The sequence below is a fragment of the Acinetobacter bouvetii genome (assembly GCF_902753875.1).
GTDB classification, from domain to species: domain Bacteria; phylum Pseudomonadota; class Gammaproteobacteria; order Pseudomonadales; family Moraxellaceae; genus Acinetobacter; species Acinetobacter bouvetii_A.
Window position 1 is genome coordinate 26,024 of the sequence record NZ_CADDTS010000048.1, and the last position, 22,517, is coordinate 48,540.

The 22,517-nt window shown below is 40.0% G+C and carries 19 protein-coding genes and 1 pseudogene; 12 read left to right on the top strand and 8 right to left on the bottom strand.

Annotated elements, in window-relative coordinates; all coding sequences use genetic code 11:
* Window positions 1-8: 8 nt before the first annotated feature.
* From FB6_RS13725 to FB6_RS13740, 4 genes are all read right to left on the bottom strand, one after another.
* On the bottom strand, window positions 9-839 hold the full coding sequence (locus FB6_RS13725) for an ABC transporter permease (RefSeq protein ID WP_174560518.1): 831 nt from the start codon (window positions 837-839) through the stop codon (window positions 9-11).
* A gap of 2 nt (window positions 840-841) precedes the next feature.
* Complete coding sequence (locus FB6_RS13730) at window positions 842-1,810, bottom strand: aliphatic sulfonate ABC transporter substrate-binding protein (protein WP_174560519.1); 969 nt, start codon at window positions 1,808-1,810, stop codon at window positions 842-844.
* Between the two features lie 578 nt (window positions 1,811-2,388).
* Complete coding sequence (locus FB6_RS13735; RefSeq protein WP_174560520.1) at window positions 2,389-2,742, bottom strand: hypothetical protein; 354 nt, start codon at window positions 2,740-2,742, stop codon at window positions 2,389-2,391.
* A 182-nt stretch (window positions 2,743-2,924) separates the two neighbouring features.
* Complete coding sequence (locus tag FB6_RS13740; protein ID WP_174560521.1) at window positions 2,925-3,965, bottom strand: AraC family transcriptional regulator; 1,041 nt, start codon at window positions 3,963-3,965, stop codon at window positions 2,925-2,927.
* A gap of 156 nt (window positions 3,966-4,121) precedes the next feature.
* On the opposite strand from FB6_RS13740, the gene FB6_RS13745 reads away from it, so the two are divergent.
* From FB6_RS13745 to FB6_RS13790, 10 genes and pseudogenes are all read left to right on the top strand, one after another.
* A complete protein-coding gene (locus FB6_RS13745) occupies window positions 4,122-4,892 on the top strand; it encodes a 3-hydroxyacyl-CoA dehydrogenase (RefSeq protein ID WP_174560522.1) in 771 nt (256 codons plus the stop codon).
* A 526-nt stretch (window positions 4,893-5,418) separates the two neighbouring features.
* Window positions 5,419-6,555, top strand: coding sequence for an acyl-CoA dehydrogenase family protein (locus FB6_RS13750; protein WP_174560523.1), 1,137 nt, complete (start codon window positions 5,419-5,421; stop codon window positions 6,553-6,555).
* A 221-nt stretch (window positions 6,556-6,776) separates the two neighbouring features.
* The gene (locus FB6_RS13755) at window positions 6,777-8,423 is read left to right on the top strand and encodes an AMP-binding protein (protein WP_174560524.1); all 1,647 of its coding nucleotides are present in this window, start codon (window positions 6,777-6,779) and stop codon (window positions 8,421-8,423) included.
* Window positions 8,424-8,580: 157 nt separating this feature from the next.
* Entirely contained in the window at window positions 8,581-8,754 is a 174-nt protein-coding gene (locus tag FB6_RS13760) for a hypothetical protein (RefSeq protein WP_174560525.1), read from the top strand.
* 9 nt (window positions 8,755-8,763) lie between these two features.
* Window positions 8,764-8,985 (top strand): annotated as a pseudogene (locus FB6_RS16740) (DUF4236 domain-containing protein); the annotation flags it as partial.
* A 292-nt stretch (window positions 8,986-9,277) separates the two neighbouring features.
* Complete coding sequence (locus tag FB6_RS13770) at window positions 9,278-10,033, top strand: HesA/MoeB/ThiF family protein (RefSeq protein WP_438819975.1); 756 nt, start codon at window positions 9,278-9,280, stop codon at window positions 10,031-10,033.
* 58 nt (window positions 10,034-10,091) lie between these two features.
* Complete coding sequence (locus FB6_RS13775) at window positions 10,092-11,390, top strand: ABC1 kinase family protein (protein WP_174560528.1); 1,299 nt, start codon at window positions 10,092-10,094, stop codon at window positions 11,388-11,390.
* 122 nt (window positions 11,391-11,512) lie between these two features.
* Entirely contained in the window at window positions 11,513-11,893 is a 381-nt protein-coding gene (gene folB / locus FB6_RS13780; RefSeq protein WP_092818280.1) for a dihydroneopterin aldolase, read from the top strand.
* Window positions 11,850-12,287 carry a 2-amino-4-hydroxy-6-hydroxymethyldihydropteridine diphosphokinase gene (locus FB6_RS13785; RefSeq protein WP_174560529.1) on the top strand — a complete coding sequence of 146 codons (438 nt, stop codon included), beginning with the start codon at window positions 11,850-11,852 and terminating at the stop codon, window positions 12,285-12,287. The genes folB and FB6_RS13785 overlap by 44 nt, the downstream gene beginning before the upstream one ends.
* Before the next feature lie 345 nt (window positions 12,288-12,632).
* The gene (locus tag FB6_RS13790) at window positions 12,633-13,394 is read left to right on the top strand and encodes a class I SAM-dependent methyltransferase (RefSeq protein ID WP_174560530.1); all 762 of its coding nucleotides are present in this window, start codon (window positions 12,633-12,635) and stop codon (window positions 13,392-13,394) included.
* 556 nt (window positions 13,395-13,950) lie between these two features.
* Here FB6_RS13790 and FB6_RS13795 read toward each other — a convergent pair.
* Together FB6_RS13795 and FB6_RS13800 are read right to left on the bottom strand one after the other, a co-directional pair.
* Complete coding sequence (locus tag FB6_RS13795; RefSeq protein ID WP_174560531.1) at window positions 13,951-15,288, bottom strand: PQQ-dependent sugar dehydrogenase; 1,338 nt, start codon at window positions 15,286-15,288, stop codon at window positions 13,951-13,953.
* Window positions 15,289-15,777: 489 nt separating this feature from the next.
* Complete coding sequence (locus tag FB6_RS13800) at window positions 15,778-16,104, bottom strand: pyrimidine/purine nucleoside phosphorylase (protein WP_174560532.1); 327 nt, start codon at window positions 16,102-16,104, stop codon at window positions 15,778-15,780.
* Between the two features lie 869 nt (window positions 16,105-16,973).
* Between FB6_RS13800 and FB6_RS13805 the strand changes: the two genes are divergently transcribed.
* Window positions 16,974-17,549 (top strand): DedA family protein, encoded by a 576-nt coding sequence (locus FB6_RS13805; RefSeq protein WP_254592250.1) that lies wholly within the window; start codon window positions 16,974-16,976, stop codon window positions 17,547-17,549.
* Between the two features lie 94 nt (window positions 17,550-17,643).
* Here FB6_RS13805 and coq7 read toward each other — a convergent pair whose 3' ends face one another.
* The gene (coq7, locus tag FB6_RS13810) at window positions 17,644-18,279 is read right to left on the bottom strand and encodes a 2-polyprenyl-3-methyl-6-methoxy-1,4-benzoquinone monooxygenase (protein ID WP_174560534.1); all 636 of its coding nucleotides are present in this window, start codon (window positions 18,277-18,279) and stop codon (window positions 17,644-17,646) included.
* Between the two features lie 4 nt (window positions 18,280-18,283).
* Complete coding sequence (locus tag FB6_RS13815; RefSeq protein WP_174560535.1) at window positions 18,284-19,606, bottom strand: MFS transporter; 1,323 nt, start codon at window positions 19,604-19,606, stop codon at window positions 18,284-18,286.
* A gap of 178 nt (window positions 19,607-19,784) precedes the next feature.
* Between FB6_RS13815 and FB6_RS13820 the strand changes: the two genes are divergently transcribed.
* Window positions 19,785-22,514, top strand: coding sequence for an autotransporter assembly complex protein TamA (locus FB6_RS13820; RefSeq protein WP_174560536.1), 2,730 nt, complete (start codon window positions 19,785-19,787; stop codon window positions 22,512-22,514).
* Window positions 22,515-22,517 lie beyond the last annotated feature (3 nt).

A 22,517-nucleotide genomic window follows, 5' to 3' on the forward strand; every position in this document is an offset into this window, starting at 1 on the left:
GATGCGCTTTATTTTTTCACTACATCACGCCAGCGTAACAGCCAGTTTTCAACAATTTTCATTAAGCTATCGCTAATTTTGCCTAAAATAGCCAATAAAATAATCGCAATAATGACGATATCTGGTCGCGAAGTTTCGCGGCCATCACTGAGTAGATAACCAATCCCTTGGGTGGCCGCAATCAGTTCAGCTGCAATCATAAACATCCAGGACAAGCTCAGGCTGTTGCGTAAACCGGTTAAAATGCCAGGTGAAGCTGCAGGAAGTACAATGTCCTTGATCTGCTGAAAATATTTCAAGCGGTAGACTTGAGCGACTTCAATCAGTTTACGATCTACGCCCTGAATGGCGGAAACTGTGTTGGTATAGGTGGGGAAAAATGCCCCGATCGCAATCAGGGTAATTTTCGATGCCTCATCAATACCTAACCATAAAAGCAAGAGCGGAATCCAGGCCAGACTAGGAATAGATTTTATCGCTGAAAACGAAGGTTCTAAAAATTCTTCAGCATGTCTGTTTAAGCCCACCAAGATAGCAAAAACCAGAGCAAGGCCGCTACCGATCAAAAAACCTAAAAATACCCGCCAGGTACTGGTCCAGATATGCAGCCATAAATCACCTTCAGATAATTCGACTAGAGACTGCCATAAGCTGCTGGGTGCGGGAAGTAAGTAGGGTTCAATCCAGCCATTTCTCACTACGATTTCACACAAAACCAGTGCTAAAACCGGAATGAGCAGTCCCTTAAGCTTGCTTATTAATCTAAGCAAGTGAGGTGGTGGAGCACTGTCAACGTCAGGTTTAATCTGTGCCGGCTTGGTGGTTACAGTCGAACTCATTATTACTTCACAACCTTTTGTGCATATTTAGCATCAAAGAGTTGATCAATAACTTGATTAACGTTTGTTCCTGGGCGAACCAAATTTTCCTCAGTCAAAATTGTTCCCGATTTTTTCAAGGCATTAATATGCTTTGCAGTTGGGGTATTTTGTTCAAAATTGGTTCGGCTCAGTTGAAGCTTGGCGACAGCAATAGGGAGCTTGGATTCTCGCGCCAGCAATTCTGCCAGCTTATCCGGATTGGCTTTGGCCCATTTACGTGCCTGTTCATAGGCTTTGATGACTGCTTCAATGGCTTCAGGACTTTGATTCGCGAATTGCTCTTTTGTGCTCAATACACTGTAACTATTGAAACCGACATTTCTATAGAGCAGTTTGGCGCCAGATTGTACTTGTGCCGAAGCCATCAGCGGATCCAGACCGGCCCAAGCATCAACTTGTCCACGTTCAAGTGCCGTTTTACCATCCGGATGTTGCAGGTGTACCAGTTGCACATCCTTTTTATTCAAGCCCGCAGTTTCCAATGCCTGTAATGTGAAAAGAAAAGGGTCGGTCCCTTTGGTGGCTGCAATTTTTTTCCCTTTTAAATCTTTTATGCTTTTAATCGGAGAGTTTTTGGCAACCACTAAAGCGGTCCATTCGGGCTGGCTTTGGATATACACAGTTTTAATCGGGCTACCATTGGCACGGCTAAGTGCAGCAGCCAGACCTGCAGTAGAAGAAAAATCGACACTACCACTATTTAAATATTCAAGTGAACGGTTACTACCTTGGCTAAAGACCCATTTAATTTCAGTTTTAGGCAAGGCTTTTTCTAAAAGTTTTTGTTCCTTCACCACTAAACTGGTAGGTGAATAGTAAGCATAATCCAGTTTAAGGGTGTCGGGGATCGCTGCGAAACTGGACTGAATTCCCAAACCGAGAGTAAGTGCGGTAAATAATATTTTGCTTTTAACGCTGAAAGTGTGCATATAAACCCCATAAAATTGTAAAACTTGATATGAGTGGAATACTGCCAGTGATTAAGAGGGAAAGAAAAAACAGGAATTTTTATAAAATTATCTTAATATTGTATATATTGAATTTTTAAATTTTAAGTATTTGAATTTTATTGTATTATTTTTTATTTTCTTGATTTTTCTGCTTTATATCAAAAAAATACATGGGCATAAATAAAATTAAAATAGCATTTGTTTCAATAGGTAGAAGTGCAGTGAAATTTCATTGTAATGACATTGTATGTATTTTAATTTAAGATTTAATTTGAGGGTATCCGTTTTTAGAACGGCATTTGAAATGCTGGCGTTTAGTAATTGCTGAAAATTATGCTTAAGACAGTATGACGAAAACATTTTTTTAAATGAGGATCGTCGTCCACAAAGTTTGATTAATTTGATTAGTCTGATTCAGAGAATTCCTGCGTTACAGTTATAAATGAGCAATTGATGCAGGCTTGCTGGTCAATACACCGTTTTTATATCTAGGAATCGAGTAAATAAGTAAAAAAAAGCGACTCAATGGAGTCGCTTTTTTTTACTTATTTTAAGATTTATACCGGAAAATCTTGTAAACAGTCCGATATTTCCAATTGAGTCAGTACATTTGTTTCAAGGGCTAAGCCTAGCGCCACAATTTTTGCGGTATCTGTAAGATAGGAATCATCTTTTAAAGCAACGCCGCTTTGCAAAGCTTGAATACTTTCAGCACTGATATCTAATGCTTGAGCTGATTCAATGGCATCCGCACGATTAAAAAAGCTGATTACTGCTTGTTGAAGTACTGAATCAGGCGTATTTAAAATACCTTGATTCAACAGTTCATCGAATTGAGCAGGGTGAGTGTTGAGAGAATGAGTAAAATTTTGCACTAAATTTTGCTCTAGTACATCAATCATCTTAAGCATGTCAGAACCTTTAATCTAAGGTGATTACACGGGGAGGAGTACAGGAAATAAGCATAAAAGTATGCTTTTAAATTGAGTGAAAAGTAACCTAATTTGGAACATTATGCAAACTTCTTTCGATGAATAGCAGAGCCAATTTTTAAGTGAATGAAAATTCAAAAGAAATATTCAAGACTCGCTGGTCACTTATGCGAGGATGCTTCATCTTCATTATTTTGGCGGTAAGCCCCTGGACTGACTCCGGTCCATTTTTTGAAAGCGCGGTGAAAAGCGCTCGGATCTTGAAAGCTTAATTCATCACTAATCTGTTGCAGGCTTTTATCTGTTTTAGTCAGAAATTCGATGGCGGTATCACGCCGAATATCATTTTTAAGTTGCTGATAACTAACCCCTTCACTTTTTAATCGCCTTTGCATGGTGGCATCAGACATATTTAAACGCTGGGCAATTTCATTCAATTCTAGCCATTGGGCAGGTGGAACATTCATTAAATATTTGCGTATTTGTGAGCTAATGGCGTGTGGATTTTTAAAACGCACCAGTAAGTTTTGCGGTGTCTGTTTAATAAACTGATGCCATGACTGTTTGTCCCGTTTGATCTGAATATTTAAATAGTTGGCATCGAACTGAATATAGTTTTCATTGCTATTGTATTGAATATTTTCACAAAATCGGACTTTATAGTCTTGGTCATCTAGTGGCGCATCACATTTCAGTTGAATCTGATTGAGTAAAACTCTTTGTCCGCTGAGCCAGCACATCAAAGCATGAATTAGCATTAAATAAGTGGCATAGCTGAACATTCTTTTGGTTTGTTTTTGTTCATAAATCACAATGTAGGCATAGTTTTCCTGTACAAATAATTGACTGATAAAATCATCTAGCAGCAGATTTAAAAACTGCAAAATTTGCTGCAGGGCTTTTTCCAGCGTTTCGGCATGCATGACTGATCTGGATAACAGTTTAAAACTGCCACGCCGCATAGGATGGCTGTCCATACCAAAAAATTCGTCATTCATGACATCAGCCAGCTCAGTCCAAAGCTGGGCATATTGCGAAACAGATACGCGGGCCTTACTGGAGTTCAGCAGCTCAACAGGAATACCGGATTTGAGCAGGATGTTTTGAGTGTTCAAACCCTGATGTTGGGCGGATAAAAGTGCTTCATGAACCAGACTGATTGAGATCGTACCTTTACTGTAATTTAAGTCTTGTTCATTCATGTACAGATATCCGTATTCCGTATTTTTTCTTCCATAACCTGGATTGTCCAAATCCATCATAGAGGATGCAATATTTGGAAATTGTACTCTAGCTGAACTGCATTTACTCTGCATCTTAAGTCGAGTGTTTATTCAAATAATTAACAGGAATAGAAGATGAAAATTCAAGGAAAAGTATTTGTCGTGACAGGCGGTGCATCTGGTTTGGGTGCAGCCACAGCCACTTATCTGGTGGGTCAAGGTGCTCAGGTGATTATGGTGGATATGAATCAGGAGCTTGGTCAGGAAATGCAGCAGCGTTTAGGTGCGCATTCAGTCTTTGTAAAACTGGATGTTACCGACGAGCATGCAGTCCAAGTGTTCTTTGAAAATATTGAACAGCAATATGGTCAGTTGAATGGTCTGGTGAACTGTGCCGGTATTGCACCTTCAGCCAAAGTGCTGGGTCGTGATGGCATTCATGACTTGGGCATGTTCCAAAAAGTATTGAATATTAATGTCAGCGGTACATTTAACATGATTCGCTTTGCGGCAAGTTTGATGGCGAAATATCAATTGCAGGCAGGTGAAGAAGAACGTGGTGTCATCGTCAATACCGCTTCAGTGGCTGCATTTGAAGGACAGCTCGGTCAAGCTGCTTATGCCGCTTCTAAAGGTGCGGTAGTTGCCATGACTTTACCTTTGGCACGTGAGCTGGCACGTGAAGCGATTCGTGTGATGACTATTGCTCCAGGGATTATGGAAACGCCGATGCTGAAAGCCATGCCGCAAAATGTGCAGGATGCTTTGGGGCAGATGGTGCCGTTTCCATCGCGTTTGGCCAAGCCGGAAGAGTTTGCGCATTTGGTCGGTCATATTTTTGAAAATACTTATTTGAATGGTGAAGTGATTCGTTTGGATGGCGCGATTCGTATGCAGCCTAAGTAAGTTGGATTTCTCTAAAAAATAGAATCCCATACAGCAGCAAATTGCTGGTCGAGTTGAAATGACTTTGCGTAAGCATTCATTTTCTTTTGAAGGATCAAAAGAAACAAAAATCCCTTGCGCAACTGAAGATACATCCTTGTATCTCAGTTGCGCAGGCGACATCCATGTCGCCATAAATCATTTTTAATTACTAAATGTTGTTCTTGAAGCCAAAATTAAAAATAGATTTGAGCAAGTATTGGAGTCATGAGTGTGGCATGGATGCCACACGTTTCCCATCCCTTGCGCTGCATTTTAAAGCAGTGCTTAAAACTGGCTCAGGATGTCGTGTATGGGAAACAAAAGGTTTTTGTCTACTTTTGACCTTTCAAAAGTAGAAATATTGCCTACGCAAAGGCAAAAAAACTGAATTAATCAAATGAGGCAGTGCTGATTTTTAAAAATCTAATATTGAATATTTTTTGATTTATACAAGTTATCTAATATTCAAAGCAAAATTTATAAATTGAAAGAAAAAGGACATTCAATGATTTTAAATGACGAACAAAAGATGGTTCAGGACATGTTGCGGGATTATTCGCAAAACAGGTTAAAACCTACTGCCGCAGAACGTGATAAAACTGCTCAATTTCCTGCACAAGAACTGAAAGAACTCGGTGAGTTGGGCGCTTTAGGCATGACTGTGTCTGAACAATGGGGCGGTGCGGGCCTGGACTATATTTCACTTGTAGTTGCCTTGGAGGAAATTGCTGCAGGTGATGGCGCAATTTCGACCATCGTCAGCGTACAAAATTCGCTTCCTTGTGGCATTACCCAGCGTTACGGTACAGAAGCACAGAAACAGAAATATCTTACTAAACTTGCGACAGGTGAATGGCTTGGATGCTTTTGTTTAACTGAACCGCAGGCCGGGTCAGATGCCGGTTCACTGGAATGCAAGGCAGAGCGTGATGGAGATGAATGGGTGCTGAATGGCACCAAACAGTTCATTACCACCGGTAAGCATGCACAAGTGGCCATTGTCTTTGCTGTGACAGACAAAGCCGCAGGGAAAAAAGGTATTTCCTGTTTCCTGGTGCCTACAGATACTGAAGGTTATATTATTTCGCGTCTGGAAGAGAAGATGGGACAACATTGCTCAGATACGGCAACCATCATTTTTGAAAATTGTCGAATTCCTGCCGAAAATTTATTGGGTAAAGAAGGTGAAGGTTACAAGATTGCCTTATCTAATCTAGAGTCAGGTCGAATTGGGATTGCAGCACAATCGGTCGGGATGGCGCGTGCTGCACTGGATGCTGCTGTGGAATATGCCAATGAGCGTAAAGCTTTTGGGGTAGAGATTGTTCAGCATCAGGCAGTTGCATTCCGTCTGGCTGATATGGCCACACAAATTGAAGCTGCACGACAACTGATTTTCCATGCCGCAAGCTTAAAAGATGCAGGCTTACCATGTTTGAAAGAGGCCTCTATGGCCAAGCTGTTTGCATCCACCATGGCGGAACGCGTCTGTTCTGATGCCATTCAAATGCACGGTGGCTATGGCTATGTTTCCGATTTCCCGGTAGAGCGTATTTACCGTGATGTACGGGTCAGTCAAATCTACGAAGGGGCCTCGGATATCCAGCGTCTGGTCATTGCACGTGAGGTTACTAAAAGCTAAAACGGCTAATTTTTAGACTTTAGTCGGTGTTCAAATCCTGCACATTTTCTGATGGATAAGGAAATTGCAGGAGGTCAGAAATCATGTTTATCTAAGTAAATAGTGAAGTAAAAAATTTAAAAATGCTGAATCAATTTTGCATTTTTAGAGTCAGAACAATAAGCAAAATGGATCAGCAAAGCAGGAGCTTTGTTTAAAATAACGGATGAGAGGTTGTCGCCATGAAGACATTACAACAAGCATATCAAGAGTTTAATTTTGATGATTTTCTTGCACAGCAACTGGTAGGTACAGCAGAGTCTGTCAATGCCTATGTTGAATGCTGCGAGCGTTATCTCGGTTTAAATAAAACAGCCTTAATCTGGGAAGGTAAAAATGGTGAATCTTCCGAATGGACATTTGAACAGCTGGCAGAAGCCTCAGGAAAATTGGCAAATTATTTTAGCTCAATTGGCTTAAAAGCAGGTGATTGCATTGCCGGATTATTGCCACGCACCCCTGAATTGCTCATTACGATTTTAGCCAGCTGGCGGATGGGCGCAATTTATCAGCCTTTATTTACCGCATTTGAATCTAAAGCGATTGAACACCGGATCAATACTGCCAAAACCCAACTGATAGTCACCAATGAAGAGCAACGTCCAAAACTCAACAGTCTGGCTGTACCACATATTTTAACGGTGCATCAAGCAAATAGCCTAAGTCATGCAGATGCAGATTTTTGGACCGAACTCCACAAGCAATCTGCAACTTTTGTACCGGTCATGCAAACATTTGAAGATGATTTCCTGATGATGTTTACCTCAGGAACCACAGGTTTGGCAAAATCAGTTCCGGTGCCTTTAAAGGCGGTGTTGGCATTTAAGGGTTATATGACCTATGCCGTGGATTTGCGTGAGGAGGACTCTTTCTGGAATCTGGCCGATCCGGGTTGGGCTTATGGTTTGTACTACGGTATTACCGGACCTTTAAGTCTGGGGCATAGCATTATTATGGATGAACGTGCATTTAGTGTAGATAATGCCGTACAGATCATCAAAAAATATAAAGTCAGTAATTTAACCGGTTCACCCACTGCTTTTCGGATGTTCTTTGGATTCAAGGAAAAATTTGATCCATCGATTAAAGAGCATTTACGTGCCGTCAGTAGTGCAGGCGAGCCATTAACCCCGGAAGTGATTCACTGGTTTAATCATGACCTGAATGTGAATATTTATGATCAATATGGACAGACTGAACTGGGGATGGTGATTGCCAATCATCATGCTCTGGAACATGAAAAGAAAGTCGGTTCCGCAGGTTTTGCCAACCCGGGTCATCGTTTTGCGGTATTGAATCAAAACAATGAAGAAGTGGAAAGAGGCGGAATCGGCACCCTGGCCATCGATTTTTCTCAGTCGCCTTTAACCTGGTTTAAAGGTTATGGCGGCAATAACCGTAAATCATTCGTTGGGCATTATTATTTAACCGGTGATACGGTTAAATTAAATGAAATGGGCGGGGTGGATTTTATTGGTCGTGCTGATGATGTCATTACAACGTCAGGCTATCGTGTGGGGCCTTTCGATGTGGAAAGCACTTTACTGGAATGTGCAGAGGTTTTGGAATCCGCAGTCATTGGCAAGCCAGACCCGGAACGTACCGAGGTGGTGAAAGCTTTTGTGGTGCTTAAACCGAAATTTTCTGCTTCGGATGAGTTAAGCCACAAACTTCAGGAATATGTGCGCTCACGTTTGTCTAAACATGCTTATCCTAAAGAAATAGAATTTGTGGAAGGCTTACCTAAAACCTCAAGCGGTAAAATTCAACGCAATTTACTCAAGCAACAGGAAGTTGCCAAAATGCAGGGAATCCAAAAAGTCAGTTAAACCCTTTTTAGTTTTTTAAAGTTTCATGCTCTTGCACCCGAAAGGGTGCTTTTTTTTACTTGAATTATTTACAGCACTGCTTGAAATAATATAAAAGTAATGGAGAGATGAATTTTATTTTTAAAATTAGTATGTTAATTATTTTAGGGGATGAAAAATGAATAAAATATTGTATTTAAGTCTTTTAGCTTTATGTATCAGTACATCTGTAGAAGCAGGAAAAGGACGTCAACCTTGTTCAGGTAAAAAAGGTGGTATTAGTCACTGTCAGGGTACAAAATTTATTTGTCATGATGGATCAATGAGTGGTTCTAAGAAAACTTGTAGATAAGAGTATTTTATGGGATTCAATTTTCGTAAGAGTTTTAAAATTGCTCCGGGTGTTCGTTTAAATGTAGGAAAGAAAGGGATAAGTAGTGTTTCTGTAGGTGGAAAAGGTGCACGAGTAAGTGTGGGAAAGAAAGGCACAAGAACTACAGTTGGTATACCGGGTACAGGACTTTCTTATAGTTCTCATCAACCATTTAAAAGCAATAAGCAGCAAAAACCAAGAGAACAGCCTCCCACATTATTTAATAGTGATATGCCACCTCCATTAAGCAGCAAATACCAGGAGGGTGATCGTGAGGTTTCAATTTTACTTGGATTAGGAATCTTTTTTCTTCCTTATATATTTTCTTGGTTTACCTTGAGACAAGGACATACAACACTCTCTAGAGTTTTAAGCTTTGGATGGATGATTTTACTTATTTTAATGATGAAGTAATGAAGTCTTCTACACTATAATCTTTCCTGTTTTATGGCTTATTTCAAGTTTCGATAGGATAGATAAACACGTGACCAACCCACTCGACATGGACCTAGAGTTAAGCGATGAAGAAATGCATCTTTACAGCCGGCAAATTCTGCTGGATGGCTGGGACATTGAAGCCCAGGAAAAACTGAAACTTGCCAATGTCCTGATTGTCGGTTGTGGTGGAATTGGTTGTACCACAGCGGAACTGCTAGCGCGTGCAGGTGTGGGGCAAATTACTTTAATCGATGCCGATACGATTGAGATGAGTAATCTGCAACGGCAAATAGCCTATGTAGAAGAAAATATTGGTTTCTATAAAGCTGAAATACTGGCCAAGCGATTACAGCAGATCAATCCGCATATCCGTGTTGAATCTCAAACAGTAAAACTGGATGAGAGCAATGCAGAAGCATTAATTTCAGCTCAAGATCTAGTTTTAGATGGCTGTGATAATTTCACCACACGTTACCTCGTCAACCAAACCTGCAAGCAATTCAATGTACCTTTAATCAGTGCTTCAGCCATTGGTTTTCAGGGACAACTGTTTATGGTGGAAGGCGAGTCTGCCTGTTATGAATGTCTATTTCCCAAAGAACAGCATGCCAATGAAAACCTGCGCTGTGCAGATTCAGGCGTATTGGCCACTACACCGAATGTCATGGCCAGCTTGCAAGCCCATCATGCTTTACTGTATTTGGGACTGGGCAAAACACCACTGAAACAAAAACTGATGCTTTGGGATGGTCTAAGCATGAAACAACGTCTACTTGCTTTCGAAAAAGATACAGATTGTCCAATCTGTCAGGCAAGATAGACCTGCAAGCCCATATTTTTTTGCTACACTCGCTATAATTTAATTCTAAGCTGACATTATGAAAAACAATATCTGGTTAGATGGCCTGCGTTCAGTTGCCCGTGTTGGGGAAACGGCTGTAATTGCAGCAAAAGCCGGCTTTAAATATGCCACAGAAAAACCAAGTAACGCCAAGTTGATGCGTGAAACTTTTGAATCCTTAGGTTCAACTTATATCAAGCTCGGACAGTTTATTGCCAGCACACCGTCATTATTCCCACGTGAATATGTGGAAGAATTTCAGGGCTGTTTGGATCAAACTCCATCTTTGCCTTTTAGTTATGTACAAGGCGTATTGGCCTCTGAGTTTGCAGGCAGAAATCTGGATGAAATCTTTGCTTCCATTGATGAAAAGCCTTTAGCCTCGGCCTCTATTGCACAGGTTCATGCAGCCAAACTGGTGAGCGGTGAAGATGTGGTGATTAAAGTGCAAAAACCGGGTGTAGAAACTATTTTGTACACCGACCTGAATGTCTTGCACTGGGCCACCAAGGTTTTGGAAAAAGCCGTACCGAAAGTGAAATTTGCTTCATTGGCCGATATTGTCGAGGAAATTAAAACTCGTATGGTGCGCGAAGTCGATTTTATTGAAGAGGCGCACAACCTGGATGATTTTGTCAATTATCTGAATGTGACGCAAAACTCGAGAGCCACAGCACCAAAAGTTTATCATCAATATTCAACCCGCCGTGTACTGACCATGCAGCGCTTATATGGCGTGCCATTGACCGATTTTGATGTGGTAAAAAATGTAGCTAAAGACCCATCTCAGGTGCTCATTACCGCCATGAATACCTGGTTTGGTAGCTTGATGATGTGTAACAGTTTCCATGCCGATTTACACGCCGGAAACCTGATGTTGCTTGAAGATGGTCGTGTTGGTTTTATTGATTTTGGTATCGTCGGTCAGTTGAAGCCTGAAGTATGGACAGCCTGTATTGCCTTTATGGATGCGCTGCAAAAAACCGATTACACCTTGATGGCTGAAAACATGCTGAAAATGGGCATGACGGACAAGAAAATTGATACTCAAGTTTTGGCGGCTGACTTGGAACGTCTGTTCAGTGGGGTACTTTTGGCCGATCCTCAAGAGTTGCTCACTTCCAATCCGGCAGATTTAAACGACATCATGATGGATATGGTGGGAGTAGGAGAGCGTCATGGTATTCGCTTCCCGCGTGACTTTGCCTTGCTGTTTAAGCAAATGCTGTATTTCGATCGCTTTATGCGCATCCTCGCGCCATATACCGATATTTATGCAGACCAAAGACTGCAAATGGTGCAAACTCTTGATCCAAATGTGTTGTTAAAAAACTAAGTTATTAGTTTGAAAATCCCTCTAAATCCCTCTTTATAAAAGAGGGACTTTTCCTTTTTAAAGGATGAGAAACATTGTTTCGCAAGAAGGGATTAAAAAATCAAAGTCAGTTAGGTGGGGATATGGACGCAATTATCATTGAAGGTTTAAAGGTCGAAACAGTGGTGGGATGTTTCAATTGGGAACGTCAAATCATGCAACCTTTAATGCTGGATATGACCATCCAGACCAGTCTGGAACAGGCTTCCAATTCGGATAAACTGGAACATACCCTGAATTATGCTGAAATTTGCGAGATTTCTGCCAAAGTCATTCAGGATGCCAAGCCAGAATTGATTGAACATGCAGCAAAACTTGTGCTAAATGCGCTTTTTACTACCTTTCCTGCAGTAGAATCGATTATGATTACTATCCGTAAGCCTGCCATTATCGCGCAAGCAAATTCTGTAGGAATTCGTCTTGAACGCCACCGAAACGATATTCGCCTTAGCTCTGGCGAGTAATTGTCATCCCCAACAGCATTTTCAAACTGCAATGAAACAAATCTCTGGTTTGGGAGAGGTTCAATTTTCTCAAATTTATGTGATTCCGTGTCGTGATGCTGTGGGGGCGGATTATTGGAATGCTGCGTGTTTGTTAAAAGCAGCGATGTCGGTTGAGGATATCATTACCTTACTAAAGAAAATGGAAGCTGATTCTGGTCGGGTGCGTCCTTCACATCAAATTTCCTTGGATGTGGATTTAATTGCATGGGGACAGGATTTACAGCACATGCAGTTTAATCCTAAAAAGTTGCCATTGGCTTTAGATGTTAAAATACCGATGCTGGATATTTGGCAAAGCACTGATTTTCAGCACGAAAAGCATCAGTTCCCAGTCGTGAATTGGAACGACTAAATTCAACCAAAATACCATTTTTAACTTTGTTAAATAGCCTAAGCAGTTTAATTTAAAACTGTTAATTTTATCTGTTTTTAAATAATAAAATTTTCATGCTAGGTAAGTCTTTTTTAAGTTTGTATGATTCAATTATTTAAAATTTGGTTGAATATTGAGCGTTAAACGTGAAAATCATTTTAAAATCCTAATCAGGCAAGATTAGAATCTATAATCATATTTAAATAAATGATTTTAAATGAATAATAAAAGAATTTCGTATAACGTGTATTATGTTAATTGTAGGAAAACTAAGAAATACATTGTAATTTTTAGGAACTCTAGAATTAAAAAACGGATGAAAACATGAAAGATCTAGACTTCAAAGATTATTTTTCTCAAAGTGCAGAAGGCTATGCCATCTATCGTCCTTCTTATCTTATAGATTTAGTGAATAAACTAGCTGATCTATGTCCATCACAAAACCTTGCTCTTGATTGTGGTTGCGGTACCGGACAACTTTCGGTGTTATTAGCTGAAAGATTTAAAGAAGTGGTAGCAACGGATGCTAGTGCTGCTCAAATATTAAAGGCCCAAAAACAGGAACGAGTTATTTATCGTACTGCTTTAGCAGAGGATAGCGGTTTATCTGATGAATCGGTTGATCTAATTACTGTTGCACAAGCAGTACACTGGTTAAATTTGGATATGTTTTACCAAGAAGTAGAGCGTATTGCTAAACCAAATGCAATTCTAGCTTTAATTACTTATGGCGTTTTACATGTTGAAGGCTCTGTTGATCCATTAATCCAAGAATTCTATTACGATACGATTGGTGATTATTGGCCTGCAGAAAGAAAACATGTTGAAGATGGGTATAGCAGTTTACCTTTTCCATTCCCAGAGGTAATAGTTCCTACTATCAATATGCATGCTTTTTGGAATCTAGATGAATTAATGGGTTATTTAAATACATGGTCAGCGGTCAAAGAGTTTGAAAAAGTACATCACTTTAATCCCGTTAATCAGTTTAGAACAAAATTATTGAGTGAATGGGGAGATCCTAATTTAAAGAAAAATATTACTTGGCCTTTATCTATTCGAGCTGGAAAAATAAAAGCTCGCTAAAAATTGTATGAATAGCCACTTTAAGTTAGATAAAGTTAGAAAATCCTACCCATTTAACATAATGGTCGTTATACGAAATGTATTATTAAAAATTTTTTTTTCATATATTTAATTTTTTGACCGACCTAAAGAGCATAAAAAAGCCGACTTTGAAATGAGTCGGCTTTTTTATGAGCCGTTTTGATAGTTTTTGTCAATAAATTTGTGTATTTTTTTAACCAATTTGATACTTTTTCTCATATTATTAATTCATCCATTGCTCAAACTATCCCCAATTTCTGCGGATAAAAAGGGGACAGTTTTTAGCCGAATTTGTACGCATATGCTCACATCAATTCAGGCCCTTTGCGGCTATCCAATCTTACTGAAATTTCCTATGATGCCCTCATAAAGGAACAGGAAGTTCCGAAACATAAAACAATAATAAAACGTTTATGCACCAGGAACGTGAAGCAAGACAGGAGTCATGCTTAACACACCCATACGAAAAAAGCCCGGCAGGAAGCCGGGCTTTTTTTTATGTGCTGCTTGCAACTTCGATACGACTTGAGTTTGTTTACTGGACTGTGTCTGTCGTATTAGCTACTGGGGTTATGCGCCAAATTATATTGCCAACATCATCAGTGACCAGAATTCCCCCTGAATGATCCACCGCCACACCCACAGGCCGGCCAAAAGCTTCACCTTTATCACTTAAAAAACCGGTCAAGACATCTTGAGGTTGACCTGAAGGTTGGCCATTTTTAAACGGGACAAAAATGACTTTATAGCCGCTATGAGGTCGACGATTCCATGAACCATGCTGACCAATCAGTGCACCATTACGATACTGTGGCATTAACTGGGCCGTATAAAATGCCAAACCTAATGAGGCTGTATGGCTTCCCAGTGCATAATCCGGCTTAATCGCACGTGCGACCCAATCAGGTCGTTGTGGTTTGACCCGTACATCAACATGCTGGCCATAATAACTATAGGGCCAGCCATAAAAAGCGCCGTCCTTGACCGAGGTCAGGTAATCCGGAACCAGATCATTGCCAAGTTCATCGCGCTCATTCACTACCGTCCATAACATGCCACTCTGAGGCTGCCAGTCCATTCCATTGGGATTGCGTAAGCCAGTTGCAAAAGGACGTGCTTTGTTGGTTGCGAGATCAAATTCCATAATCAGTGCACGACCTGTTTCTTGGTCAAAGCCATTTTCAGCCACATTACTGTTTGAACCGACTGTGATATAGAGTTTGTTACCAGAAGGGTTGGCAATCACGTTTTTGGTCCAGTGATGGTTTAACGGACCTCCTGGTAAATCCAAGAGTTTAGTTCCGCTGGCTGTGATTTGAGTACTACCTGGCGTATAAGGGAAACGCATTAAAGCATCCGTATTTGCCACATACAGCATATTGCCAATCAGCGCCATGCCAAAAGGAGAATTGAGATTTTTTAGAAATACGGTTTTCTGATCCGCGATGCCATCGCCATTACGATCACGCAGCAAGCTAATCTGGTTGGCGCTCGGATGCGATGAACCTGCACGGTTCATCACCAGTTTCATGATTTTACCTCTAATGCCTTTGCTGTCATCTGGCTTAGGTGGCGCATCGGTTTCAGCCACCAGTACATCACCATTGGGCAAGACAAATAGCCAACGCGGATGTTTAAGGCCTTTGGCAAATGCCTGAACTTTTAAACCGCTTGCAGGTGTGGGCATCTCGCCTTCAGGCCAGCCTATGGCCGGAGCGATATTAACCGTAGGAAACAAACTTGATTTAGGTTCAGGTAGACGCGGTTGGGAGCCATAGCCATCTGCAATAGGGGAATGGGATGATTGTGCACAGCCACTGAAGATCCAGAACATTGTCGAGCCAGCAATGGACAGTAAAAATCGATTAGACATTTTTTACCTCCAGCTATTTTTTCCACAGATGTATTTACTGTTACCGATTCAGTGGTGAGTTACTTTAGTCTTTTAGTAAAAAATAATAACCGGAAAATAGGTGAAAGCTGTATGGCCATATATTTTGATAACATCAAAATGAAACAATCGGATGATAAGTTTATAAGTCATAACAAGTTGAGTGAAGTCTACTCTGTGTGAATAGAAAAATCGTTATAAAGCATAGCTCAATTTTATTTGAGTTAGTCTTTGAATAATCGTTTTTATTAAATGATGCTGATGTAATTTTTTGCCAATAAATTGGTTAAAAAATAACCAAATTGGGTGTTTTTTTAATATTTATGCCACTTTCAGGCCAAAAATTATCCCCATTTCCTGTGGATAAAACCGGGATAATTTTTACTCAAACATATAATGCTGTGAAAAACTTCAAGAATTATTCAAAGTTGCTATTTTTGATTAAGATTTGAACATGTACTTTGGGAAAATTTAACGATCTTCCATGTGACAAACATAATCAAGAACTTCATCTGCCATAATCTGAAATTGTGTATTTTTAGGTACGTAGAATGATTCACCCGCATAATAATATTGGCTTTCAGTGTTACTGCCGACTTGAACCAGACATTTCCCATTAATGATCTCAATACGTTCAGCGACATGGGTTTCAAAGATTAATGGTTTCTCAGTAGGAAGAATAACGCCTAATGTTTTTTGAGTGCCATCTTTCAATTCAATGACATGACTGACAGAGCAGCCGTCAAAATGTATATTGGATTTTTTGATGACCGATACAAAATCGAACTGGGTAGACATATTATATCTCCTTAAATTATTGTTATTTTGAAATATTTAATAATTATTTATATTTATAAAATACGAATACATTTTTATTTTTTGTTTATCGTATGAACTAGATTTTAAAAAAAATAGTGTTTAAATCTGTGCTACAAAAGCCACGAGGTGGCGATTTATTTTTGGACAATTATTGTACGTTTTATCGTACAAGAATTTCGATAAGAAAATTTGTTCACAGCATTGGTCCATGTAAGTAAAATTTAGCACTTCACAGTTCTGAGGCATAGCACAATTCATATCGTGAGTTTCGCAGCATAAGGCAGTGCAAGAGCATCAACCGATTGATGATTAAATAATGCTCTTCAGCAAGTTTGTGAAGACGCTATTTTAATGTAAAAAGTACTCTATATTGATCATTCAATTACGGCAAAATGCATTTCCATATCTGTTGCAGTTTTATTAATTTTTTATAGTTTTGTACGAAAATGCTTACAATAAAATAGGAAATTAACAGTATAAATATGGCCAAATATTTGTAATTATTCACTAAATAAATTCCATACTTGATTGATGGAAATTGCATAATAATTATAAAAATATAACTGCTAACTTATTGCATTTCGTATTAAGTTTCGTGAGTTATGAATAGAACACATCTATTTTAAGCCTTATAGTTTTGGGAGAGACTATAAGGCTTTTTATTTTTCTCATCTATCAAATGTTTGTCTTTTTATTCTTAAACATGTTTTGTAGGTACTGTAAATTAGCACCAAAGATTTCTTTCATTTAGATATATAAATACGTCAAAAAGCAACCAGATCTGTCTTGGATATTACAAGCTGCGTAGAGAAAATATCAGGCATTATCATGCCACATATAGAAACATGATGAACTGGACTGATTTGATTCAACATTATGGCTATTTTGCTATTTTGATCGGTGCTTTATTTGAAGGTGAAACTGTGCTGATGTTAGGAGCATACGCCGTACATCAGCATATTCTGCATTTCTGGATATTGGTGCTGGTAGCAATGGCGGGCGGTTTTATAGGAGATCAATTCTATTACCAGATGGGTAGGCATTTTGGTTCTGAATTTATTGAAAAAAGACCAAAACTGGCACAAAAGTTTAAACAAGCCAGTCAGTTTATTGAAGACTATCCTATCCTGACTATTTTACTGATGCGGTTTGCTTGGGGGCTACGGACAATTTTACCCATTTCGATTGGAATTAAGGCTTATCCTGTACTGAAATATATGCTGGTGAATATTTTGGCCTGTTTTATCTGGGCTTCTGTCATTGTGAGTGTAGGTTTGCAAGTCAGTCACTGGTTACATATATTCTGGTATAAAAACTTACCCTATCATCATGATTTTTATATTGCCGCTAGTGTTATTGCCTGTATTTTGACAGTGCGGATCGTATACAGTATTTGCGTTTATTACCATCAGAGAAATAAATAACCTGAGTGAGGTTAAATTTATAATTCTAGATACTAAAAATAAAGCATTAAAAAAGCCTGCTTTTAAAGCAGGCTTTTATCAATCAAAATATAACTTAAATATAATAGCTGGTTTTGGTCATCAGCTTTGAGATGGCGGTCATGGTGATACGCACCGGTGCGGGTAAATCTACACCTCCTGCGTTGAGAGCGGTATCACGATGATGTAATTCATCTTCATTCATTTGCACCAGAATTTTGCGTGAACGTTCATCTTGTTCAGGCAGTTGGCTGATGTGATGCTGTAAATGCAAACTGACTTGACGTTCAGTTTCAGCTACAAAACCGAGGCTGTATTTATCTCCGGCAATGCCTGCAATGGCACCCATGCCAAAAGACAGGCCGTACCAGACCGGATTTAGCAAGCTAGTATGGCTATCCAGCTCTTTTAAGCGGTCTTCACACCAGGCCAGATGGTCTTGTTCTTCAATGGCAGCCTGTTCCATTTCACGGCGCACATTGGGAAGTTTTGCAGTCAATGCCTGACCATGATAAAGCGCTTGCGCACACACTTCACCACTATGATTGACCCGCATTAAACCTGCGACATGACGTGCTTCACTGACCCCTAATTTGGTTTCAACATTATTGCTTGGATTTTCACGGTGTGCAGAGGTGGTGCCCGGAACAAGACTGCGTAGTGCTTGGTCAAAGGAATGAATAAGTTTGTCGATACCCGTATATTGACGCATAAAATTAATCCTCTAAAGCTTCTTGTTGCTGTTCAGCCAGCATTGGCTTGAGTTTAAACAAGAGCCATGTAGTGAAAATGGCACTTAGAATAGCGGTAATACTAAAAAGTATTTTAATATCAATCTTGAATATACTTAAGATGATAATGGAAAATATTGCAGAGGATACCATGAATACTGCATTTAAAATGTTGTTTGCAGCGACGACACGAGCACGATGTGAGCGAGGAGAAAAAGCCTGCATCATGGCATATAAAGGGACAATATAAAAACCGCCACTGATGCCCAGCAGGGTCACGGCAAGCATGACATGATAATAACTCCAGCCTTGGGTAAAGACATCTTTTAACCCCAGCATTTCACCGCTACGTTCAGGCACATAAGCTAAACTGGCGGCCAGATAAAATGCAAAAACGCTCAATCCAATCGCGCCAATCGGAACCATTTTCAGGTTGACTTCCGTACCGCCAATTCTGCGGCATAATAATGAACCGACGCCAATGCCGACCGAGAAAAAGGTCAACAGCAAACTGACCACGTTTTCAGACGCATGCAGGTTTTGCTGGGTCAGTTGGGGAATCTGGGTCAGATAGGTTGCGCCATAAAACCAGTACCAGGAGTTGCCCAATAAAACTAAAAACACAATGGGCAGGCTTTTGGCATATTTTAAAGTTTGAAAGCTGGTTCTGAAAAAGTTCCAGTCAATTTGCACATCAGGTGAAGTCACTTTTTGTTTTAATACAAAGCGGCTGGAAAAATAGCCCAGCAAGGCAATGGTCACCACAGTCAGACTGATCCAAAACAGATTGCCATCGGATGCGGAAATGACCGCTCCACCTAAAATCATGCCCACCAAAATAGCAATTGAAGTGCCGGACTGGAACAATGCATTTCCGGACATCAATTCATCAGGCTTTAAAATTTCAGGCAAAATCGCATATTTAATCGGACCAAAGAAGGTTGAATGCACACCCATTAAAAACAAAGCCAACAGTAACAGCCACAAATGACCCAGCAAGAAGCCAGCCGAACCAATCAGCATAATCACAATTTCAAGAATTTTAATGCCGCGTACAAGTTGTGAGCGTTCATACTTGTCTGCAATCTGTCCGGCTGTCGCAGAGAAAATGAAATAGGGTAAAATAAACAGCAAGGCTGCAAGATTGTTCAGTGTGCTGACGCTGGCGCTTTGTTGATTGATCCAACCATAGGTAATGACCAATAACAATGCCTGTTTATAGACATTGTCATTCAAAGCTCCAAAAAATTGAGTGACAAACATCGGCAAAAACCGACGTGTGCCTAAGAGATGTTCATTTTTTTCCATGGTTTCTGGACTTCATTTAAGTTTTATTAAGAAATGTCAGCATTTGGTAAAACACTACAAAAATCATGTATGATGTTTTCAACCTATACTTTAGTGAAAATTCCAATAGATTTGAGTTTGTTAGCAAGCTTTCATTGGGCATTTCCATTACAAATATTATATGAGTTTAGAGTTTTTTATGCTTTCAAAACTGAATTTTAAAAAGTCGACTCTTACTTTAAGTGTCAATTCTATCTTACAGTGGAATGATGAGCATAAACGATTCGGTTTAACTCTCTTTTTCATGTTACTGGCGCAGCAAAGTTTTGCACAAGTTGCACAAACAGATACCATGGTCACTCAAACAGAATTTCAACAACAACTCAAGAGTGAAGCTGTTAAGCAGGGTATGGGCAGTACTGATGAATTAGAAAAAATTGACAATTCTCAGGAAAAAAAAGCTGAACCTGATAGTTTGCAAATGTTGCAGCAGCAAGAGCAGGCAACACAAGCAATTGAAGAATTTAAACCCATCGAATTTGAAGATCTGGAAGAACTGCCTGTTGCTCCGGTTAGCCCAGATTTGGCCAATGAAATTTTTCGTGTAGCAGAAGAAGCCAAACATGAAGCACAGCAATATCGGGCTGGGCAAGTCAATGAACCCGTCGTTACTGATGCTACCCAGCAAGAGCTGGTTGAAATTAATCATGCACCGGTCAATGTAGATCAGTTGATGTCTAGTATTCAGGCGGATAGCCAGATTGTGGTTGAAGCGAATGAATCAGGTAAAACATTAACAGAAGTAGCACCTTCAGACGAAATAGAAGAACCAAATTTCTTTAAACGCTGGCTTTATAAAATACGTCCACCACGTCAGTTCAATACCGCTAAAGTACCTCGTATCAGTGCAGATGTGATTATCGCGTCTACAGAAAATAGCAGTGATGTTTCGTCTAAGGCATATGCCAAAGCATTGGAAAACCTTGAAGATAATATTAAAGGCAAACTTTCCAGTTTTACTCAGGAATCATTTAGTGATTTTCCATCAGCATTGCCTCAACTGCGGACCCTGTCCAATCAGGCTGCGCAGGCAGTGGGTTTTTATAATGCTGAATTTAAATTTGAAAAAGTCAGTGACAATCGTGTTCGGGTAAAAGTCACTCCGAATACGCCAGTGCAAATTAAAGAACAGAATGTTGAGTTTAGTGGTGCAGGCCAAGATCAGGCGCAGTTTCAGGTAATTCGAGTCTTACCGGATCAGGATGTTGGCGATATTTTCAATCATGGTCTATATGAGCAGACCAAAACCCGTATAAATGATGCTGCATCGAATAACGGTTTCTTTGATAGTTACTGGCGTTTACATGATGTCAAAGTCGCTCAGCCGCAAAATACTGTAGACGTTAATTTACGCTTTGAAACCGGCGAACGTTATAAATTGGGTCCGGTTGAGTTTCGTATGAGCGATCCATCGAAACCTTTTCCAATAGATATGGATGTTTTACAAAGCATGGTGTCTTGGAAAGATGGAGCGGATTATGCTTTCTGGCGTGTCAATGGTCTTGCCAATAACCTAACCAACTCGCGTTATTTTAATTACACGCTGGTAGATGCAATCAAACCAGATCCAGTTGAAAAACCACTTGAGCTTCCTCCAGATATTCAGGCTTTGGTCGATCAGCAAAAAATTTCGGAAAGTGATGCTTCAGTTCAGGAAAAAAAGAAAGTCGTTTCTTCGAAAGAAGTGACTCAGTCTGTGATTGACGAAAATCAATTCGCCGGTAAAGGTGAAGGAAGTGAAGGTGATGAACAGCTCCGTCAAATGCGTGTAGCACAGGAAAGCAAAGAGACGGAAGAAGATCGCTTAAAAGCGCAGGCACGTGAAGAAAAGAAAGTTCCGGTCATTGTGACTTTAAATGCTGACCGTTTGAATAGTGCAGAGCTGGGTGTCGGTTATGGAACAGATACGGGTACACGTTTACGTGGTCAGTATCGCCGTGCCATTGTCAATCGCCGTGGACACTCATTTGATGCCAACGTGGAATTATCTCAAATTCGTCAGTCTATTGATGGTCATTATAATATCCCGTATCACCATCCGATTAATGACTACATCAGTATAGTTGGTGGTTATGAACGTGAAGAACGAGATGATGTGGCTCAAGGTAATAGCCTGATGATTGAATCAGCTGTCGCAGGCGCAGACCGAGTGATTAAAAGACCTCGTGGCAGCTGGCAACATACCTTTGGTGTGCGTTACCGTCTGGATCAGATTTCCCAGAATGGGGTAATTGATGCCAATGAAATTCCAGATGCATTTATTGCCAATTCGGATGATCAGCAGCAATCCTTATTGTTTGGTTATGAAGCATCATTGACCACCAGTGACAAACGTGTCAATCCGAGTAAAGGATTTAAGCAAACCTATAAGGCGGAAATTGGCAGTGAAAGTTTATTGTCAGATGCCAATATGGCCATTTTAAATGCAGGATGGCGTTTTATTTATTCATTGGGTGAAAACGATAATCATCAATTTGTAGGGCGTGGGGATTTAGGTTATATCTTGACTGAAGATTTTGCCAAAGTTCCATATAACTTGCGTTATTTCACTGGTGGTGATCAAACTGTTCGCGGTTTTGACTATAAGAGTTTATCACCTGAAGAAAATGGATTTAAAATTGGTGGTCAGGCGCTGGCTGTTGGGTCTTTGGAATATAACTATCAGTTTAAAGAAGGTTGGCGTGCAGCTGTTTTTAGTGACGTTGGCAATGCTTACGATAAAGATTTCAATACACCGACTCAATACAGTGTAGGCTTGGGGCTGCGCTGGGCATCACCGATTGGTCCTATTCGTGTAGATGTGGCTTCAGGTATTTCTGATGATAACCATCCAATACGTATCCATTTCTTTATTGGTTCACAATTATAAATC

What these genes read in the sequence shown, in the direction of transcription:
- FB6_RS13725 (WP_174560518.1), bottom strand. Translation starts at nt 839, where the DNA reads ATGAGTTCGACTGTAACCACCAAGCCGGCACAGATTAAACCTGACGTT.
- FB6_RS13730 (WP_174560519.1), bottom strand. Translation starts at nt 1,810, where the DNA reads ATGCACACTTTCAGCGTTAAAAGCAAAATATTATTTACCGCACTTACT.
- FB6_RS13735 (WP_174560520.1), bottom strand. Translation starts at nt 2,742, where the DNA reads ATGCTTAAGATGATTGATGTACTAGAGCAAAATTTAGTGCAAAATTTT.
- FB6_RS13740 (WP_174560521.1), bottom strand. Translation starts at nt 3,965, where the DNA reads ATGAATGAACAAGACTTAAATTACAGTAAAGGTACGATCTCAATCAGT.
- FB6_RS13745 (WP_174560522.1), top strand. Translation starts at nt 4,122, where the DNA reads ATGAAAATTCAAGGAAAAGTATTTGTCGTGACAGGCGGTGCATCTGGT.
- FB6_RS13750 (WP_174560523.1), top strand. Translation starts at nt 5,419, where the DNA reads ATGATTTTAAATGACGAACAAAAGATGGTTCAGGACATGTTGCGGGAT.
- FB6_RS13755 (WP_174560524.1), top strand. Translation starts at nt 6,777, where the DNA reads ATGAAGACATTACAACAAGCATATCAAGAGTTTAATTTTGATGATTTT.
- FB6_RS13760 (WP_174560525.1), top strand. Translation starts at nt 8,581, where the DNA reads ATGAATAAAATATTGTATTTAAGTCTTTTAGCTTTATGTATCAGTACA.
- FB6_RS13770 (WP_438819975.1), top strand. Translation starts at nt 9,278, where the DNA reads ATGGACCTAGAGTTAAGCGATGAAGAAATGCATCTTTACAGCCGGCAA.
- FB6_RS13775 (WP_174560528.1), top strand. Translation starts at nt 10,092, where the DNA reads ATGAAAAACAATATCTGGTTAGATGGCCTGCGTTCAGTTGCCCGTGTT.
- folB (WP_092818280.1), top strand. Translation starts at nt 11,513, where the DNA reads ATGGACGCAATTATCATTGAAGGTTTAAAGGTCGAAACAGTGGTGGGA.
- FB6_RS13790 (WP_174560530.1), top strand. Translation starts at nt 12,633, where the DNA reads ATGAAAGATCTAGACTTCAAAGATTATTTTTCTCAAAGTGCAGAAGGC.
- FB6_RS13795 (WP_174560531.1), bottom strand. Translation starts at nt 15,288, where the DNA reads ATGTCTAATCGATTTTTACTGTCCATTGCTGGCTCGACAATGTTCTGG.
- FB6_RS13800 (WP_174560532.1), bottom strand. Translation starts at nt 16,104, where the DNA reads ATGTCTACCCAGTTCGATTTTGTATCGGTCATCAAAAAATCCAATATA.
- FB6_RS13805 (WP_254592250.1), top strand. Translation starts at nt 16,974, where the DNA reads ATGAACTGGACTGATTTGATTCAACATTATGGCTATTTTGCTATTTTG.
- coq7 (WP_174560534.1), bottom strand. Translation starts at nt 18,279, where the DNA reads ATGCGTCAATATACGGGTATCGACAAACTTATTCATTCCTTTGACCAA.
- FB6_RS13815 (WP_174560535.1), bottom strand. Translation starts at nt 19,606, where the DNA reads ATGGAAAAAAATGAACATCTCTTAGGCACACGTCGGTTTTTGCCGATG.
- FB6_RS13820 (WP_174560536.1), top strand. Translation starts at nt 19,785, where the DNA reads ATGCTTTCAAAACTGAATTTTAAAAAGTCGACTCTTACTTTAAGTGTC.